General features: G+C 40.9%; 16 protein-coding genes and 2 tRNA genes. 14 read left to right on the forward strand and 4 right to left on the reverse strand.

Annotation, left to right across the window (positions count from 1 at the left end; genetic code table 11):
- Positions 1–927: 927 nt before the first annotated feature.
- Positions 928–1,023: a cytochrome b6-f complex subunit PetL gene (petL, locus tag LC586_RS31315; RefSeq protein ID WP_100899295.1), complete on the reverse strand. Its 96-nt coding sequence runs from the start codon at positions 1,021–1,023 to the stop codon at positions 928–930.
- A gap of 248 nt (positions 1,024–1,271) precedes the next feature.
- On the opposite strand from petL, the gene aroB reads away from it, so the two are divergent.
- On the forward strand, positions 1,272–2,405 hold the full coding sequence (gene aroB / locus LC586_RS31320; RefSeq protein WP_229489319.1) for a 3-dehydroquinate synthase: 1,134 nt from the start codon (positions 1,272–1,274) through the stop codon (positions 2,403–2,405).
- Between the two features lie 129 nt (positions 2,406–2,534).
- Complete coding sequence (locus LC586_RS31325; RefSeq protein WP_229489321.1) at positions 2,535–3,170, forward strand: Uma2 family endonuclease; 636 nt, start codon at positions 2,535–2,537, stop codon at positions 3,168–3,170.
- Between the two features lie 104 nt (positions 3,171–3,274).
- Here the strand turns inward: LC586_RS31325 and LC586_RS31330 are convergent, their stop codons facing one another.
- A complete protein-coding gene (locus tag LC586_RS31330) occupies positions 3,275–3,589 on the reverse strand; it encodes an S-layer protein (RefSeq protein ID WP_229489322.1) in 315 nt (104 codons plus the stop codon).
- 650 nt (positions 3,590–4,239) lie between these two features.
- Here LC586_RS31330 and LC586_RS31335 point away from each other — a divergent pair.
- The 3 genes from LC586_RS31335 (at position 4,240) to LC586_RS31345 (ending at position 5,516) form a co-directional block, all read left to right on the forward strand.
- Entirely contained in the window at positions 4,240–4,488 is a 249-nt protein-coding gene (locus tag LC586_RS31335; protein ID WP_229489324.1) for a hypothetical protein, read from the forward strand.
- 159 nt (positions 4,489–4,647) lie between these two features.
- Positions 4,648–5,073 (forward strand): acyl-CoA thioesterase, encoded by a 426-nt coding sequence (locus LC586_RS31340; RefSeq protein ID WP_196529058.1) that lies wholly within the window; start codon positions 4,648–4,650, stop codon positions 5,071–5,073.
- A 185-nt stretch (positions 5,074–5,258) separates the two neighbouring features.
- On the forward strand, positions 5,259–5,516 hold the full coding sequence (locus LC586_RS31345; RefSeq protein ID WP_229489326.1) for a hypothetical protein: 258 nt from the start codon (positions 5,259–5,261) through the stop codon (positions 5,514–5,516).
- A gap of 10 nt (positions 5,517–5,526) precedes the next feature.
- On the opposite strand, the gene LC586_RS31350 is transcribed toward LC586_RS31345, so the two are convergent.
- Complete coding sequence (locus LC586_RS31350; protein WP_229489328.1) at positions 5,527–6,324, reverse strand: TrmH family RNA methyltransferase; 798 nt, start codon at positions 6,322–6,324, stop codon at positions 5,527–5,529.
- Positions 6,325–6,417: 93 nt separating this feature from the next.
- Positions 6,418–6,499 (reverse strand) — tRNA-Leu (locus LC586_RS31355).
- Between the two features lie 405 nt (positions 6,500–6,904).
- Here LC586_RS31355 and murA point away from each other — a divergent pair.
- From murA to LC586_RS31400, 9 genes are all read left to right on the forward strand, one after another.
- Entirely contained in the window at positions 6,905–8,272 is a 1,368-nt protein-coding gene (gene murA, locus LC586_RS31360; RefSeq protein WP_229489360.1) for a UDP-N-acetylglucosamine 1-carboxyvinyltransferase, read from the forward strand.
- Between the two features lie 227 nt (positions 8,273–8,499).
- Positions 8,500–9,378 carry a M48 family metallopeptidase gene (locus LC586_RS31365; protein WP_229489330.1) on the forward strand — a complete coding sequence of 293 codons (879 nt, stop codon included), beginning with the start codon at positions 8,500–8,502 and terminating at the stop codon, positions 9,376–9,378.
- Positions 9,379–9,534: 156 nt separating this feature from the next.
- Positions 9,535–10,440 (forward strand): RpnC/YadD family protein, encoded by a 906-nt coding sequence (locus LC586_RS31370; RefSeq protein ID WP_229489332.1) that lies wholly within the window; start codon positions 9,535–9,537, stop codon positions 10,438–10,440.
- Between the two features lie 205 nt (positions 10,441–10,645).
- The gene (locus LC586_RS31375) at positions 10,646–11,767 is read left to right on the forward strand and encodes an alpha-hydroxy acid oxidase (protein ID WP_229489334.1); all 1,122 of its coding nucleotides are present in this window, start codon (positions 10,646–10,648) and stop codon (positions 11,765–11,767) included.
- Between the two features lie 106 nt (positions 11,768–11,873).
- Positions 11,874–11,957, forward strand: a tRNA-Leu gene (locus LC586_RS31380).
- 32 nt (positions 11,958–11,989) lie between these two features.
- Positions 11,990–12,241: a hypothetical protein gene (locus tag LC586_RS31385; protein ID WP_229489336.1), complete on the forward strand. Its 252-nt coding sequence runs from the start codon at positions 11,990–11,992 to the stop codon at positions 12,239–12,241.
- Positions 12,242–12,722: 481 nt separating this feature from the next.
- Entirely contained in the window at positions 12,723–13,520 is a 798-nt protein-coding gene (locus LC586_RS31390) for a WecB/TagA/CpsF family glycosyltransferase (protein WP_229489338.1), read from the forward strand.
- Between the two features lie 469 nt (positions 13,521–13,989).
- Complete coding sequence (locus tag LC586_RS31395; protein WP_229489340.1) at positions 13,990–15,471, forward strand: lipopolysaccharide biosynthesis protein; 1,482 nt, start codon at positions 13,990–13,992, stop codon at positions 15,469–15,471.
- Between the two features lie 103 nt (positions 15,472–15,574).
- Positions 15,575–16,708: a polysaccharide pyruvyl transferase family protein gene (locus LC586_RS31400; protein WP_229489342.1), complete on the forward strand. Its 1,134-nt coding sequence runs from the start codon at positions 15,575–15,577 to the stop codon at positions 16,706–16,708.
- Positions 16,709–16,752: the final 44 nt, after the last annotated feature.

The following is a 16,752-nucleotide window of genomic DNA, read 5'->3' on the forward strand; positions in this document are numbered from 1 at the left end:
TTAAAAATGCTTCCAGAAATCCCTGAGCCTATTTTATTAGCCAAAATTTTTGCCACGCTTACTTCTTTAGGACGTATTCATCCCGCTTCTACCGACGCTGTAACCTCGTAAATTGGCAGAGGTATTGCATTAGTCATTTGTATTTAAAAGGACAGATGACCATTGACTGTATGACAGTCTTAACAATTGCAATGTACAATCTAGACGCGCATCAGCTTAGTAAATGATTGTCTCCAGTTCCTTTTACGTGAGGCAGCAATTGGATTGGCTTAACCTACAATCTGCGATCGCCTAAGTTGAGCTTTGCCTACGCACTCCCCAACAAACTGAAGCGGTCTACCTCGTAACGGGAGCGGTCTACCTCGTAACGGGAGCGGTCTACCTCGTAACGGGAGCGGTCTACCTCGTAACGGGAGCGGTCTACCTCGTAACGGGAGCAGTCTACCTCGTAACGGGAGCAGTCTACCTCGTAACGGGAGCGGTCTACCTCGTAACGGGAGCGGTCTACCTCGTAACGGGAGCGGTCTACCTCGTAACGGGAGCGGTCTACCTCAATTAGTGACTAAATACCGAAAAATTATTCCTATCACCTGAAAATTTTATGAGAAAAAATGCGAGTTTTGCTGAACCGGAATGCGGTTTAACTAAGGCAAGCTAACTCTAGAAACATCTTAAAGGAATAAATTTATCGTACTAAAAGGGGTTTAAAACCCCATCCCCTACGGATTGCTTGTAATGCGATTGAGGTTTAAATCCCCAGACGCTCGTTCCGACGCTCGTTCCTCGCTAACGCTGCGCTATCGCTAACGCTTCGCTATCACAAAACGTAATTGCGAATTGCGAATTGCGAATTGCGAATTGTTTATGTCTCGCCCGTCCCTTAGTAAACTTAGGGCAGGCAAGATGCCCGCCCCACAAGAGTCTTGGCTAAATTATCTTGGCAGTCCGCAAACCGAACAGCAGACCGACAGCCAAACCAAAGAATAAAGCTAAAAAGCCGATGTAAGCTACAATTGCAAACATTTATTTTTCTCCACAATACTTCCTAAATCTATTGAATCATTAGTCATTGGTCATTGGGCATTGGGCATTGGGCATTGGTTATTAATTCTTGTCCCTCACTCCCTCATCCCCCTCATCCCCCTCATCCCCCTCATCCCCCCCTGCTCCCTCTGCTCCCTCATCCCCCCATCTCCCCACTCCCCACTCCCCACTCCACTCCCAGATTGCGATAGAATACAGCCCACGGGCGCTTGTTTAGGGGTTGGGCAATGACTTCTGTAATTAATGTGAATTTAGCAGAGCAGTCTTATGAGATTGCGATCGCACCTTCGAGTTTAGATCAACTGGGTCAACAGATGGCCAGTCTCAAGCTAGGTAAGAAGGTATTGCTGGTTTCTAATCCTACTATTTTTAAGCATTTTGGGGAAAGAGCGATAACTTCTCTGCGAGACGCTACGCGAACGTTAAGCTTTGCTAACGCATCCCTAACATCTGCTGGATTTGAAGTTGCTAGCTGCACCCTACCACCAGGTGAACGCTATAAAACCCTCAATTCCATCCAAAAACTTTACGATATCGCCTTGGAAAACCGCCTAGAACGTTCTTCTACTATGGTGGCTTTGGGCGGAGGTGTAATTGGCGATATGACTGGCTTTGCAGCCGCAACTTGGCTGCGAGGCATTAATGTTGTCCAAGTGCCTACAACTCTCTTGGCGATGGTCGATTCGGCAATTGGTGGCAAAACTGGCGTGAATCATCCCCACGGCAAAAACTTGATTGGGGCATTCCATCAACCGCGCTTGGTTTTGATTGACCCAGATGTGTTAAAAACTCTTCCTATGCGCGAGTTTCGGGCAGGAATGGCAGAAGTTATTAAGTACGGTGTAATTTGGGATGCCGAATTGTTTGCCCAATTGGAAGCAAGTAAACGCCTCGATCAACTCCGCTATGTAAAACCTGACCTGATCCATGCCATATTAATGCGCTCTTGTCAAGCAAAAGCTGATGTTGTTAGCAAAGATGAGAAAGAAGGCGGATTGCGGGCGATTCTCAACTATGGACATACTATCGGTCATGCAGTGGAAAGTTTGACTGGTTATCGTCTAGTAAATCACGGTGAAGCGGTGGCCATTGGTATGGTAGCAGCCGGTCAAATTGCTGTGGAATTGGGAATGTGGCAAAAGAAAGACACGGAACGTCAAAATGCTTTAATTCAAAAAGCAGGTTTACCGACTCAGTTACCAACTGGGGTAGATATTGAAGAAATTATTGACGCGTTGCAGTTAGATAAGAAAGTCAAAGCGGGGAAAGTGCGGTTCGTTTTACCAACAGAGATTGGTGTAGTAACAGTTACCGATGAAGTGCCATCAGATATTATTCGGCAAGTTTTGCGAGGAATGTGAAGAATTTGAAGAAGAATTCAGGAGTCAGAATTCAGGAGTCAGAATTCAAGAGTCAGAATAAAAATTAGTTGCTCTGTCCTTCAATTACGAATTACGAATTACGAATTACGAATTACGAATTAATGAGCCATGATACTCCAAGCTAAAAATCAATTAACCTTGCAAGAGTTCTTAAATCTTTCACCAGGTGAGGGAGATGTAACTTATGAACTTGTTGATGGTCAAGCAATTCCTAAAATGTCACCAAAATTTTTTCACGCAAAACTTACCCGCGTCCTTCTGAATTTGATTGAGCAATCGTGCGAGGGGAAAGGAGAAGTTTGCCCGGAATGGGCTGTTGCATTAAACCGTCGGGGGCGAGATTGGATGCCAATTCCAGATATTTTGTACATTTCTTATGAACGTTTACCCGCGAACTGGGATGAAAACGAAGCTTGTCCTGTTCCTCCTGATTTGGTGATTGAAATTATTTCGCCCTTCGGGTTCGAGAGTTCGCAATCGACGGAAACCGCCAAGACTGCGACTCTCTCACCAGGACAAACCTTTGGACAAATGGCAGCTAAAGCCAAAGACTATTTAGATGCTAAGGTGCTGCGGGTGTGGGTGGTAGATAGTAAAGCGAGAAGCATTACTGTTTTTTATCCAGATGCAGCACCACAAACTTATATGGGAGAAGAATTACTCAAAGATTCTTTATTTGAGGGATTGAAATTTACTGTTGAGCAGGTGTTTGAAAAGGCGAAAATACCATTAGACACCGAATAGTAAACTTTTTACATTTACCACAATTCTCTTCATCTCAACGTCCATCGAAATTTGAATCGGCGGCTTTTGCTACTCAAACTTTTATATTTTTAGTCAGCAACGCCCTATTTTTGAAGCTGCGGTTCTTTCTGCGGTTGCTGCTGGCTATTTGTTGGTTGCAGTTTTTGAAATAAAGCTGGTGGCGTAGCTTTGCGGAATGCACCGCAGTAGTGCATAGTCATAACTGCTTTAAAAGCCCAATGGTCTGATGGCACATCACTAAAGGGATTCGGTAAAGTTTCTGCTTGATTCTGAACACAAGCATTCAAAACTTGATTCGATTTTGCTGGAGTGTCGGTAGTAGGTTCTTGAGATTTAACAGGGGTAACAAAGCTAGTAGTAGCTAGCACCACGGCTGTTACCAGAAGTTTGCAGTTCATAATTTGAGTTTTCTAGGGATGAAAGTCTACCCTATGTTAGTTCCCAGGCTGTTGCCCAGGAACTAGAATAAACTTGCTGAGATTAAGCGTTAGAAAACATGGTAAGCATTACTAACATAACAACTAATGCACTGATCCAAAGAGCTAACGATCCCCAACTAACTGAATCTTTTTGTACTCTTTGCCAGAAATTGGTAACTAAGTTATTCCGAATTGCCATTTTATAACCTCCAATTTTTATTAAACTTGCACTGACTCAATGCATTAAGCCTGTATTGAGTAAATAAAAGTTAATCTTTAGGGGTATCAGCCTTTATTTACTGAATCCCAGAGATTAACCTACAGAGATTTAAATTAATTCATGCAGCGAGTGCCAATGCATGTATCTCAACGCATTACTGAAATCTAAAAAACGAACAAAAATTTACAAAAAGATATTTGTTGATGCTTAAATTAATTTTCTCATACGTAACTGTTTACACTCCAAAACTTGGCGATTTTGAGAGAATTCTTAACGTTGTCTTAATTAGGTATAAAAGTTAGTGTTTTCAAATCAAAAACTACTTAAATATTGACAATGTTTCACTTTTACTCGTGATTTATCTAGACTTGAAAATAGACACAATTAACAGTGAAATGGCAGGTAAATAATGGTGCAACAAATAAGACATAATGAACCGCAATATATCTGTATCATTCCAGTTGAGAGAATTACAGCCAACCAAGACGAAGAAATCATGACCTTTGGTGCATCAACCGACGATGCAAAAAAACAAGGTGAGGAATTGTTAGCATCTACCTATGGTTGTAATCAATCACAAGTTTTGGAATTAATCCAGCAAGCACGAATTGAACTAATAGCTCAGTGGTGTGCCCCTCAAGAGCGCAGAGCCATATAAAATCAAGGTGGTTGAGCCATTAAAAATTACTACTCGCGCTGAACGCGAACAGGCGATGTCTACGACAGGCTATGCCTACGCACGAGGTGGTAAAGGCACTGAAATAGAAAAACTAATATAGAGAAGTGTAAAAAACAGCGCCGCCCTACTAACTAAATTATGCTACCGTTCAAAACTCTGCTACGCGTCCGACACTATGAGATGGACGCCCTTGGGCATGTAAATAACGCCGTCTACCAAAATTATCTAGAACAAGCAGCCATTGAGCATTCAGAATACCTGGGCTTAACTTTGGATGTATATCGGCAAGTAGGTGGCGTATTTGTCATGCGGCGGGTAGAAATTGACTATTTACGCCCAGCAGTAGCAGGCGATACCCTAGAAGTCACTACCTGGTTGAAGGAAATGCGCGGGACTCGTGCCTTGCGATGCTACGAAATTCGTAAACAAAACCAAGATAATTTGTTAGTAACGGCAGAGGCGCTATGGGTTTGGGTGGATGCACAGACAATGCGCCCACGACCAATTCCCAGTGTCATGTTAGACAAATTTTTGCAAATCCAAAACCCAGGTGTTACAAACTAAAAATGGTTTGTTATTCCCCATTTAATGAATCTTAATTCTTCTAATGAAAACAAATGATTGATTTTTTACCCCGGTAATGCTGACGAGCAAGAATACACAACTATGATGTTATAAGTGCAAAATTTAAATTTGTAGGAACTGCAATCAAAATTAGCTTAGTAAATTAGGATTTTCAAGTCAATATTATGGAGCAAAGTCAGCCACAACAGCGCCGCGTCGCTGATCAAGTATTTCAAGAATCCCTCGAGCAGTTGGAGGATATCTTACAAGAAAGTTCAACTGAGGAAGAAGAAATCCCCCAAGCAAAACTGCATACTAGTAGTCTCAGTGAAGTCGAACTCGATCAAGACTTGACAGATATTGATTTAGCGGCTCTTGAGGATGCAGTTGCTGATATTGAACAATATCTCGAAGAAATAACAAAAACTAAAGAAAAGTTATGAGTTATGAGTTCTAAGTTTTAACTCCTAACTCTTGACTCATTTGACGCCGAGCTTCATACAACATTAAAGCGGCTGCGATCGCCACATTCAAAGATTCCACCCCAGGACTCAAAGGAATCCTTACTTGCTTGTCTGCGATCGCTGCTAATTCTGCCGACAATCCAGCACCCTCATTTCCCAGTAAAATCAGACTAGGTTCGCGCCAGTCCACCTCCCAATAAGTTAAAGTCGCACTGGGTAAGGTTGCCACTACCTGCATTCCTGCCTGCTGACTTTGTTGTACTGTAGCTTTTAAATCTTCGGTTACGGCTGTTGGTAGGCGAAACCATTGCCCTGCTGAAGCCCGAAGAACTTTGGGGCTGTCTAAATCTACACTGTCTCCACTTACCCACAATCCTGATGCTCCAGCAGCAGCAGCAGTGCGAATCATCGTACCCAGGTTGCCGGGATCTTGCACTGTTTCTAAAGCTAAAATTATACCAGTAAAGGGTAGTTGAGTTTGGTGATCGCTTCGTTTTGCCGTTGCAACTACACCATCCGGTTGGACTGTAGTAGCGATCGCATCCAAGACTTCTTTACTGACAATTTCGGCGCGAGCGCATCGGCTACAAGCTTCTTCCCAGAGTGAGGGGTGGGCTGCTTGCCAATCTGGTGTACAACACACTGTTTCTAGTGGGTAATTCCCCGCACAAGCTTCCTCTAACAGGTGTGTCCCTTCTAGTAAAAATAACTGCTGTTTGTGCCGCTCCTTGGTGGAGTGGAGTTTGCGGATTTGCTTGACTAGGGAATTTTGTAAACTGGTCAACATCAAAAAGTTAGGAGTTAGGAATTAGGAGTTAAAAGTTAATTTAGTTTTCTTTCAACTCATAACTCTTAACTTCTAACTCCTAACTTGATAGTATGCGGAACCCGGGACTTGAACCCGGAAGCCTTGCGGCACTAGAACCTGAATCTAGCGCGTCTGCCAATTCCGCCAGTTCCGCTGGTATTTGTGCTTATTGACAATTTCCTATTATTGCGTATTTTTTTACCTTTGTCAAGTGAAAACATAACGCCTCGTGAGCCTCAGACTGGAAACGAGTTTTTTAGGGGATTAGGTCGAATCAAAATATTAACTCAACAGTACAGCATTGATTTTTAGAGAACACTTAAGTTATTTTACTGAGTATTTAATTTAGCTGAAAACTACTACTCATTCGTTCATTTTTGTTAAATTTTTTAAAAGGTCAAAATGCCTACTGTTCCTAGCTTTCAGGTATTATTCTTCACCAAAAAATAAATTTTTTATGCAATATGCTGTTCTAAAACGTGGACAATTTGAATCTTTACTGTAGAATCAAAACCAACTTCAAACATATAAAATACGTATTACTTTTGGAGGTAGGCTTATCAATCCTTCTACCAGCTTACCAGATGCCAAAATTGCTCCAGAAGCAGACTCCTCAGTCTTGCAAATTTGGGGTGGGCATCCTTTGCGGGGTCATGTGAAAATTAGCGGGGCAAAAAATGCAGCACTGGTAATCATGGCTGGAGCCTTGCTGTGTCCGGGCGATTGTCGTATCCGCAATGTCCCCTTATTGGCGGATGTAGAGCGGATGGGTCAGGTATTATCGGCTTTGGGTGTAAGCTTAACGCGGCAAGGCGATATTTTAGACATTAACGCCAGCGAAATTAAAACATCAAAAGCTCCCTACCAACTAGTTACCCAACTGAGGGCGAGTTTCTTCGCCATTGGTGCCATTCTGGCAAGATTAGGAGTAGCGCAGATGCCCTTACCCGGCGGTTGTGCTATTGGGGCAAGACCAGTTGACTTGCATGTTCGGGGACTGCAAGCAATGGGAGCGGAAGTACAGATTGAGCATGGCATTTGTAATGCCTACGTCCCTGGCAGCAGCCGGAGATTAAAAGGTGCGAAGATTTACTTAGACATCGCCAGTGTCGGAGCTACGGAAAACTTGATGATGGCGGCTACCCTGGCAGAGGGCGAAACGATCATCGAAAATGCTGCCAGAGAACCGGAAGTAGTTGATTTAGCTAACTTCTGTAACGCGATGGGAGCGAAGATTAAGGGCGCGGGGACTAGCAGGATTATTATCGAAGGAGTCCCCAAGTTGCATTCTGTTGACTACAGTATCATTCCCGATCGCATTGAGGCTGGGACGTTTTTGCTAGCAGCAGCAATTACCCGTTCCGAACTTCTTCTCTCGCCAGTGGCTCCAGAACATCTTATACCAGTGATTGCCAAGCTGCGGGATATTGGGGTGACCATAATTGAGGACAAGCCTGAACACTTACGCATTCTGCCTGCGGAAACTTTCAAAGCAACGGATATTGAAACTCAATATCATCCAGGTTTTCCCACAGATATGCAAGCGCCATTCATGGCTTTGCTGACATTGGCCGAAGGCGACAGCGTAATTAACGAATCTGTCTTTGAAAATCGCTTGCGTCATGCCTCAGAGTTGAATCGCTTGGGGGCAGACATTCGTGTTAAAGGCAACGCTGCTTTTGTTCGGGGAGTACCGAAATTGTCTGGCGCACCAGTATTAGGTACAGACTTACGAGCATCGGCAGCGCTAGTCATAGCAGGACTGGCGGCAGAAGGAAAAACCACAATTCAAGGATTACAGCACCTCGATCGCGGCTATGATCGACTTGATGTGAAGTTGCAGCAATTGGGCGCTAAAATCCTCCGAGTGGGCGAAGCATCAGCAGATGCAGAAATCGCTGCCAGCATCACTAGCCTTTCAAGTTGATCGGTTGAGACTAACACCCGGACAAGGAGGATGAGGAGGATGAGGAGGATGAGGGGGACAAGATAAATTTTCTTCCTCATCTCCCCCTGCTCCCTCATCTCCCCCTGCTCCCCCATCTCCCCCATCTCCCCCTGCCCAGCCTAGTTAAATCGTTATACTAACTGTGGGAGGCTGTTTATCTAACCAGCCAGATTCCATAGTTGTGTTTTTTTATAGCTTGCTGCACTATGTCCTTCTTCAAAACCCCGCTAATTGGTTTAAAAGCTGACTCATTTCGTCATCCATTAGACCTGGAAGCTACCAGAGCGCTCAAGCAAATACCAGGCATAGATATGTTGGTGCGAAATTGGCTTGGGCCAATGGCAGAACAGGTTTTCTATGTAGAAAATATTGCCTCTAGCATTCTGGTGGGTGAAAAGCAACTGCCCGATTTATACAAGCTGTTGTTAGACGCCTGTAAAATCCTGGATATAGAGCCTCCCCAGTTGTACGTCCGGCAACATCCGGCTCCCAACGCCTATACTTTTGCTGTGCGCGGTAAGCAGCCGTTTGTTGTGTTACACACATCCCTGATTGATATCCTGACACCAGAGGAAATACAGGCAGTAATTGCCCACGAGTTGGGGCATCTCAAGTGTGACCATAGTGTTTATTTGACGCCTGTAAATTTATTAATATTAGCTGCGGCGATTGTGCCCAATGTTGGAACCTTCGTTGCTCAAGCGATACAGGCACAGCTTTTAGAATGGGTACGCTGTGCTGAGTTTACCTGCGATCGCGCCGCATTGCTAGCAACCCAAGACCCCAAAGTTGTCATGTCAGTATTAATGAAGTTGGCGGGTGGTTCCCCCACCTTAGCGCCACAACTGAATCTTGATGCCTTTGTTGCCCAAGCCCGCGCTTACGATGATATTAGCAAAACCGAACTAGGTGAAATGGTCAAAGCTGCCCGCACAGCCCAATTAACCCATCCAGTGCCAGTGCTACGGGCGCGAGAAATTGACCGTTGGGCAAGCAGTACAGAATATCAATCTTTAATACAAAGTCATGGATTGAAGTCTACAAGTAATGAAGTTGCACCCAAAGGCGGATGGCGAAACTGGTAGAACGACTAATGAAATTTGGTTATGTAAATTAGATGTGTTTTAGCTTACAATACTCCAGATGATTCGCTCATGCGATCGCACTTGCTAGAGTTCTTCAGGCAAGCTGTGGGTGATTCCCTGTGATGTAAAATACTGGTACAGCCATAAAATCAGCTAATGACCAGGTTTCCTTACGACCAGTTCGCCAAAGACTATCTTAAAGAATTGTTACAGCCATTGGGAGAAGTGGAAACAAGTCGGAAAGTTCCAGCCCAAATTCGAGAGATTGATGTTTATTTTGTACCTCCACCCCAATCGGCAAATACAATAGAATTAGGGCTGTTAGGAAAATTTGCGGGTGAACCTGCATTAGTTGAACCATTTAGAAATGCGGCTACAATTGCGGAGATCCGGAGTTGCATAAATAAGTTGTTTGATATCTTTGCTGAATTAAAGCGTCAAGCTAAAGGTGATAAAACTCGGCTTGCAGAATCAGAATTACCACGTTTGTGGATTTTATCACCCACGGCTTCGGAATCTATATTGGATGGTTTTAGAACTAACCTAGATGAAGAAAATTGGGGAATAGGAGTAAATTTTTTAGGCGATTATTTTAGAACAGCAATTGTGGTGATTCACCAATTACCGTGTACAGAAGAAACACTATGGTTGAGAATTTTAGGTAAGGGAAGAGTTCAGCAACAAGCGATAGACGAACTAGAAGCACTTCCCCAAAATAATCCCTTACGTTCCAAAGCAATTGATTTATTATTGAATTTAAAGACTACTTTAGAATTCAATCAGAATATAGACGAGGAGGATAGAGATTTAATTATGCGTTTGTCACCTATTTACGAGCAAAAATTAGCAGAAGTTAAACAAGAAGGAATTCAAGAAGGAATTCAAGAAGGAATTCAAGCAGAACGTCGTAATGTTATAGAAAATTTGTTGCGAGTTCGCTTTGGTTATTTAGATGCAGAACTAAGAGGAATTACTGAAGCTTTATTGGCATTATCTCCAGATGAATTTACTCCTTTATTGCTGCAACTATCCAGGGAAGAATTATTAAATAGGTTCCTTTAGAAGAACTCAGTCTGAGATACTGGGTTTTCCACCTTTACTCGGACTTACGCAAAATATTTCTCAAACTATGGTTTCTCTGTGTCCTTTGCGCCTCTGCGGTTCGTTATTCCGTAACTCTTGCGTAAGTCCTATTTAAAAAGAAATCGATGATTACTCAGACAATCGGATTAAAAAACATCCCATTGCTTAACCCATAGCCGCTACCATGACAGTTGTACCCAATGACCATCGCTTTCAACCCATAAATCTCTTTGAGTACGAAAAGCTAGCAAAAGATCATCTGTCTCAAATGACGCTTGATTACTATAGTAGTGGTGCTTGGGATGAAATCACACTACGGGATAATTGTGCTGCCTTTGAGCGAATCAAACTGCGACCTCGGATATTAGTCGATGTAAGCGATCGCAATCTAACTACCTCTATTTTAGGACAACCCCTGCAACTACCTTTGCTGATTGCGCCGATGGCTTTTCAATGTCTAGCTCATCCAGATGGAGAAGTGGCCACGGCTCTAGCTGCGGCATCAGCTGGTGTAGGCATGGTGTTAAGTACAATGGCCACAAAGAGCATTGAAGAAGTGGCGAGTGCATGTGATAAATTTCCAGATTCTCTGCGATGGTTCCAGCTTTACATCCATAAAGATCGGGAATTAACTCGTGCTTTGGTAGAAAAAGCCTATAAAGCAGGCTACAAAGCACTTTGTCTAACTGTAGATGCACCTGTTCTCGGACAGCGAGAAAGAGATAGACGTAACGAGTTTGCCTTACCTTCAGACTTACATCTGGCTAATCTCGCTACTATCTCAGGGCTAGATATTTCCCATGAAAAAGGCGAATCTGGATTATTTACCTATTTTGCCCAACAGCTAAATCCAGCAATAACTTGGGACGATTTGGAATGGTTGCAGTCTTTATCTCCACTACCTTTAGTCATCAAAGGAATTTTACGGGGAGATGATGCTGTTCGGGCTGTAGAATATGGAGCCAAAGCAATTGTTGTTTCCAATCATGGTGGGAGACAACTTGATGGTGCGATCGCTTCTTTAGACGCTCTAGCTGAAATAGTAGCAGCAGTCGATGGTAAAGTAGAAGTACTGTTGGATGGAGGCATCCGTAGGGGCACAGACATTCTCAAAGCTCTGGCATTAGGAGCAAAAGCAGTACTAATCGGACGGCCCATTTTATGGGGACTAGCAGTAGCAGGGCAAGTTGGTGTATCTCATGTCATCTCATTGCTACAAGATGAGTTAAATCTGGGAATGGCACTTAGTGGCTGCGCCAAACTACAGGATATTGACCCTAGTTTATTGATCCTGCCACGCCTGTAAGCCAGAAAATTCTTAAACCTATTTTTCCAGCAAAACTTTGAAAATTAATTTTCAGACTTGTTACAAAATCACTTAATTAGAGTATACTAGTTAAGGTTGGATATATGGGCGGGTGGCGAAATTGGTAGACGCACCACACTCAAAATGTGGCGGCCTTGCGGTCATAGGAGTTCGATTCTCCTCCTGCCCACTACCAAAAAAGTACGAGAGAGGTAAAAACTTATGCGCCGGAAAAGATGGGAGTCTCCCCGTAAAGAAGGCAGAAATGACAAAGGTAGAGGCGGTTCTGCAAGGAAGAGGCAACTGAAAAAACAAAGACAGATGTTACGACAAAGACTCAAAGAAGCTAACAAACCAAACAATGACAAAAATAATAGAGCAGGGGAAGATAAGTTTATCTTCCCCTTATTTTTTGGGATTTTATTTCAGAAAAAAATAAAATTTAGCGATTTTTCAATACATAGATTAAATTAAATTTGTAATAAATTTGGAAAGTCATAAGAAAAAACTGTTAGCCATTCTTTAAAATATACTAATTTGAATTAGACCTCTTAAGCGCATACTTACGTATCAAAATAGGCAAGCTGAGTGTTTGGTATTTCGCCTTGCTATGTAGTTATCATAAGTATAAAATACTACTCCATTGAAAGGAATTTATCGCAATTGTAATGCTTGCATGAACAAATCAAAAATTAATTATGAAGGAAGTATGAATTTTGTCAAACAACGTCTGAAATTCATAGCTTAAACCAGTAAACTAGGACACAGCAGCAAATAATTGTAATATTAACGGTTAAGTCAAAAGTATACTAAGAAAGCAATTGCATCTCCATGTGTTAACTTCCAACGATGACACAAGGCTACAAATAGTCAGGAGTCATCTAATCTGAATTATTCAATATTCGGAATGGTCTAGGTAATCTATGGATTTTTTTCTTGGACACAGGAGTTATTGATGGTGGCAAGAGTGCTTCTACCTACTAAAAAAGTACTGGATTTTCCTATTACTGCTTTACGCTTTGATGACCAGGTACAAACAATACTGAAGTGGGCGAGGAGGCGTGAGAGTAAAAGTGTATATGTAGCCAATGTACATATGCTCATTGAAGCTCATTGGAATCCAGAGTTTGCCAGCGTATTACGAAATGCAGACATAGTTACTCCTGATGGTATGCCTCTGGTATGGATGATGCGAAAGATGGGAGCGCTTTACCAAGACCGTGTAGCAGGAATGGATATTTTCCTAGCATTGTGTCAGCTAACTCAAACACAAAATCTTAGTATTTTCTTTGTTGGTTCCCAAACCGAAGTTCTTTCTAGGATGCGAAAAAGGTTAGAGCGGGAGTTTCCGCAGATGAAGATTGCGGCGATGGAACCTCTACCCTTTCGTCCCCTGACTGAAACTGAAGACGAAGCTTTGGTTCAAAAAATTAACTCTAGTGGTGCTAGTGCCGTATTAGTATCTCTGGGATGTCCTAAGCAAGAAAATTGGATAGCTCAACATAAGGGTAAGATACAAGCTGTCATGATTGGACTGGGTGGAGTTTTCCCAGTTTATGCAGGAATTCACAAGCGGGCACCCCGCGTAATTCGAGACTTAGGACTTGAATGGCTGTATCGATGGATTCAAGAACCACGCCGACTTTGCGGTCGCTATGCTAAAACTATTCCACTATTTATATGGCTGGCTACGAAGCAACTACTATCATCAAGTCGTATTGCAGCGGTCTTCCTTCACGAGACTGGGGATTAAAAAAAAGCAAAGGAAATATGTCTTCTGTGGGACAGAACATTACTGAGACACATATAAACTCAGTAACCAAAAAATCAAAAATTTTATGTTGTCTTAACAACTGATTAACAAAGTTAGATGCCACTCAAAGCCAGAAATTATAAGTAACAGGGCGTTTTATATGAAAATTCAATAGCCTGGCTCATCAGGAAATTTTATGCTAATAGTTTATTGAATTGCTGCAAATTTACAAGAAGATTGTGGTAGACTCTTCTAAGAACAATTACTTAAGCTCAAAAATAATTTTCTTCACGGTAATCATTGCCTTACGTACTTTTTACGTTATTTTTGGAGTAAAAAATTTCGATTATAACTAAAACATAAATAAAATAAGGTGTAAGTGATTGCCGTGAAAAGAAATAATTTAGCTGTTCATAGCCAGCAATATCAAAGCTATATACTGTAGGTTCTTTCATCGGTAAACTATGTAATGGAATCACCTAAAGAATCATCAAATTTACGACAAAAAGCTGTTAAAAGCGTAATTTGGACTGTTATAGAAAGTTGGGGACGCCAAGTAGTCTCTTTAATTGTTTTCTTTATTCTAGCTCGTTTACTTAATCCAGAAACTTTTGGTTTAATTGCTTTAGCATATATATTTATTGAATTTGTACAAATTTTTGTTGATCAAGGATTCTCTGTAGCAATTATCCAACGTCAAGAGATAGATGCAGAACACTTAGACACTGCATTCTGGACAACCTTAGGAATCAGTATACTTTTAACTGTATTAAGTATTGCTAGCGCTGGATTAACAGCTGATTTCTTTAAACAGCCGCAGTTAGTACCAATAATTCAATGCTTATCTATAAGCTTTGTATTTAATGGATTGAGCAGCGTGCAGCAAGCGGTTCTTGAACGTCGCTTTGCCTTCAAAAGTTTAGCAATCCGCTCACTATTAGCAGTGATAATAGGTGGAATAGTTGGGGTTTGGATGGCTTTTTTAGGCTTTGGCGTTTGGAGTCTCGTAGGTCAACAACTATCAAGTAGTTTTATACAGGTTTTAGTCTTGTGGCGAGTTAGCGATTGGCGACCAGGATTCCAATTTTCTACCTTACATGCTAAAGAACTTTTTACCTTTGGTATTAATATATCTGCGTTTAACATAATTAACTTTTTCAATCGCCGAGCCGATGACTTACTCATTGGCTACTTTCTAGGACTAGTTGCATTAGGCTATTACTCGGTTGCCTACAAATTGCTGCTAGTAATGATGCAGGTTTTAATCAGTACTACAACTAAGGTTGCACTACCAATATTTTCTAGGTTACAGGCAGAACCAGAACGATTACTAAGTGCTTTCTATACTGCTACTCAGTTCACAAGTGTCATTGCTTTCCCAATATTTCTTTGTGTACCAGTATTAGCAACTGAATTTATAAAAGTCTTTTTTGGTGAGCAGTGGATTCAGAGCATTCCAGTATTGCAAATACTATCTCTTATTGGTCCTATTCATCTCATTTTCTTTTATAACAATTCTGTAATTCTGGCACTAGGCAAACCTTCCTGGAGGCTATGGATACAAGTTATAAATACAGTTACTAATGTCATTGGTTTTGCTCTGGTAGTCAGATTAGGTATTGTAGCGGTTGCTTCTGCTTATGTAGTTCGTGGTTACCTCATATTACCTATTTCGTTATTCGCTATTAATAAACTTGTTAAGATAAATTTAAGTAACTATCTGCGTTTATACATAGTACCTTTAGTAGCTTCTGGAGCAATGGTTGTAACTATATTAACTACTAAATATTTCTTAGGTAAATTTCTTGAAGCATGGATGTTACTAGCTATTTCAGCGATATTAGCTATCTCGATTTATATTATTACTGTCTCAGTAATATCGCCCAAGCTTTTTAAACGGCTACTTGACTTAGGAGAAAGTTTGAATATCAAAATCAAAAAAAAAGTATAAGCTTTGTTATGTATTAAATCTATCTAATCCCATAAAATTAATTAGCCAAAAATTTGGGCTATCAAATTAAGACGAAGTTCATAGTTTATCAAAGAGGGCAAAGATGAAAATCGGAATTCTAACTTTTCACCATGTAGACAATTACGGAGCAACACTCCAGGCTTGTGCTCTTTGGACTTTTCTTAACAGTCAAGGCTATGATGTTGAAATAATAGACTATCGGCCTCTTAAAATAGCATGGATGTATTTCAGACCTTTACTTCCGATTAAAAGGGTAAAGTCTAGTATTAATGAAAGTAAGAAAATTCGTATTAATCAAAAATCTTTAATTAATATTTCAAAATATTGGAAAATGAGAAGCTTCCTCCTTTCTCATGTTAAGTTAAGCCAGAAAAGATTTTATGATAAAAAAGGCTTGAAATACTATCATGATAAGTATGATGTAGTCATATGTGGCAGTGACCAAATATGGTGTATAGATTCCTTTAGAGGGTATAATTCTTCTTTCTTTTTAGACTTTGTTAGCAATAAAAGTACTCGTAAGATAAGTTATGCAGCCAGTTTTGGTAATACAACCAAATTAGGGACTTACCAAAAAGAAATATATACATTGATTAATCAGTTCCAAACCATTTTAGTTCGTGATTCTAATAGTCTAGAAATTATTACTAATGAATGCAATAAAAAAGCGATAAAAGTTTTAGATCCTACTTTTTTAATTAAGTATGATGCACTTAAAACTCCTCCAAAAATAGCAAGTAAATATCTTCTATTGTATGTTCAAGCTGACATGGAAGCAGAGGAAGAAGAATTTATCAAACTACTGGCAGAAGAGCAAAATCTAACTATAGTTTCAGTCGGTAGATATGAACGGTTAGCACAAATAAATTTAGAAACTGCTAGTCCAAAAGAATGGATTGGATTACATAGTGAAGCATCTTATATTGTGACTAATACTTTTCATGGCACTGTATTTTCTATTATTTTTCATAAACCTTTTACAGTATTTCTTCCTAGTGATAAATCGAATAAGGTAAGAGATTTACTTAATGATTTTGGCTTGACAAACCGTATATTTTCGGAGAAATCAAAACCTGAATTATTCAACAAGCAAATCTTTGATATCGACTATGAATCGGTATCTATTACTCTAGAATCAAAAATTATGGAATCAAAAAAACATTTAATTGAAGCGATTTTACAAGGAGAAAGCGATAGTAAAAGTAATGTTGAATGAAATCAAGAATAAAGAATAGCGAGTACTTTAAAAACAGGTCGTTT

Origin of the sequence: Nostoc favosum CHAB5714 (assembly GCF_020829495.1) — a bacterium.
Taxonomy (GTDB): Bacteria; Cyanobacteriota; Cyanobacteriia; order Cyanobacteriales; family Nostocaceae; genus Nostoc; species Nostoc favosum.

Excerpts from the sequence above, each read along its gene's own strand:
- petL (WP_100899295.1), bottom strand. The coding sequence starts at position 1,023 with ATGTTTGCAATTGTAGCTTACATCGGCTTTTTAGCTTTATTCTTTGGT.
- aroB (WP_229489319.1), top strand. The coding sequence starts at position 1,272 with ATGACTTCTGTAATTAATGTGAATTTAGCAGAGCAGTCTTATGAGATT.
- LC586_RS31325 (WP_229489321.1), top strand. The coding sequence starts at position 2,535 with ATGATACTCCAAGCTAAAAATCAATTAACCTTGCAAGAGTTCTTAAAT.
- LC586_RS31330 (WP_229489322.1), bottom strand. The coding sequence starts at position 3,589 with ATGAACTGCAAACTTCTGGTAACAGCCGTGGTGCTAGCTACTACTAGC.
- LC586_RS31335 (WP_229489324.1), top strand. The coding sequence starts at position 4,240 with ATGGTGCAACAAATAAGACATAATGAACCGCAATATATCTGTATCATT.
- LC586_RS31340 (WP_196529058.1), top strand. The coding sequence starts at position 4,648 with ATGCTACCGTTCAAAACTCTGCTACGCGTCCGACACTATGAGATGGAC.
- LC586_RS31345 (WP_229489326.1), top strand. The coding sequence starts at position 5,259 with ATGGAGCAAAGTCAGCCACAACAGCGCCGCGTCGCTGATCAAGTATTT.
- LC586_RS31350 (WP_229489328.1), bottom strand. The coding sequence starts at position 6,324 with ATGTTGACCAGTTTACAAAATTCCCTAGTCAAGCAAATCCGCAAACTC.
- LC586_RS31365 (WP_229489330.1), top strand. The coding sequence starts at position 8,500 with ATGTCCTTCTTCAAAACCCCGCTAATTGGTTTAAAAGCTGACTCATTT.
- LC586_RS31370 (WP_229489332.1), top strand. The coding sequence starts at position 9,535 with ATGACCAGGTTTCCTTACGACCAGTTCGCCAAAGACTATCTTAAAGAA.
- LC586_RS31375 (WP_229489334.1), top strand. The coding sequence starts at position 10,646 with ATGACAGTTGTACCCAATGACCATCGCTTTCAACCCATAAATCTCTTT.
- LC586_RS31385 (WP_229489336.1), top strand. The coding sequence starts at position 11,990 with ATGCGCCGGAAAAGATGGGAGTCTCCCCGTAAAGAAGGCAGAAATGAC.
- LC586_RS31390 (WP_229489338.1), top strand. The coding sequence starts at position 12,723 with ATGGTGGCAAGAGTGCTTCTACCTACTAAAAAAGTACTGGATTTTCCT.
- LC586_RS31395 (WP_229489340.1), top strand. The coding sequence starts at position 13,990 with ATGGAATCACCTAAAGAATCATCAAATTTACGACAAAAAGCTGTTAAA.
- LC586_RS31400 (WP_229489342.1), top strand. The coding sequence starts at position 15,575 with ATGAAAATCGGAATTCTAACTTTTCACCATGTAGACAATTACGGAGCA.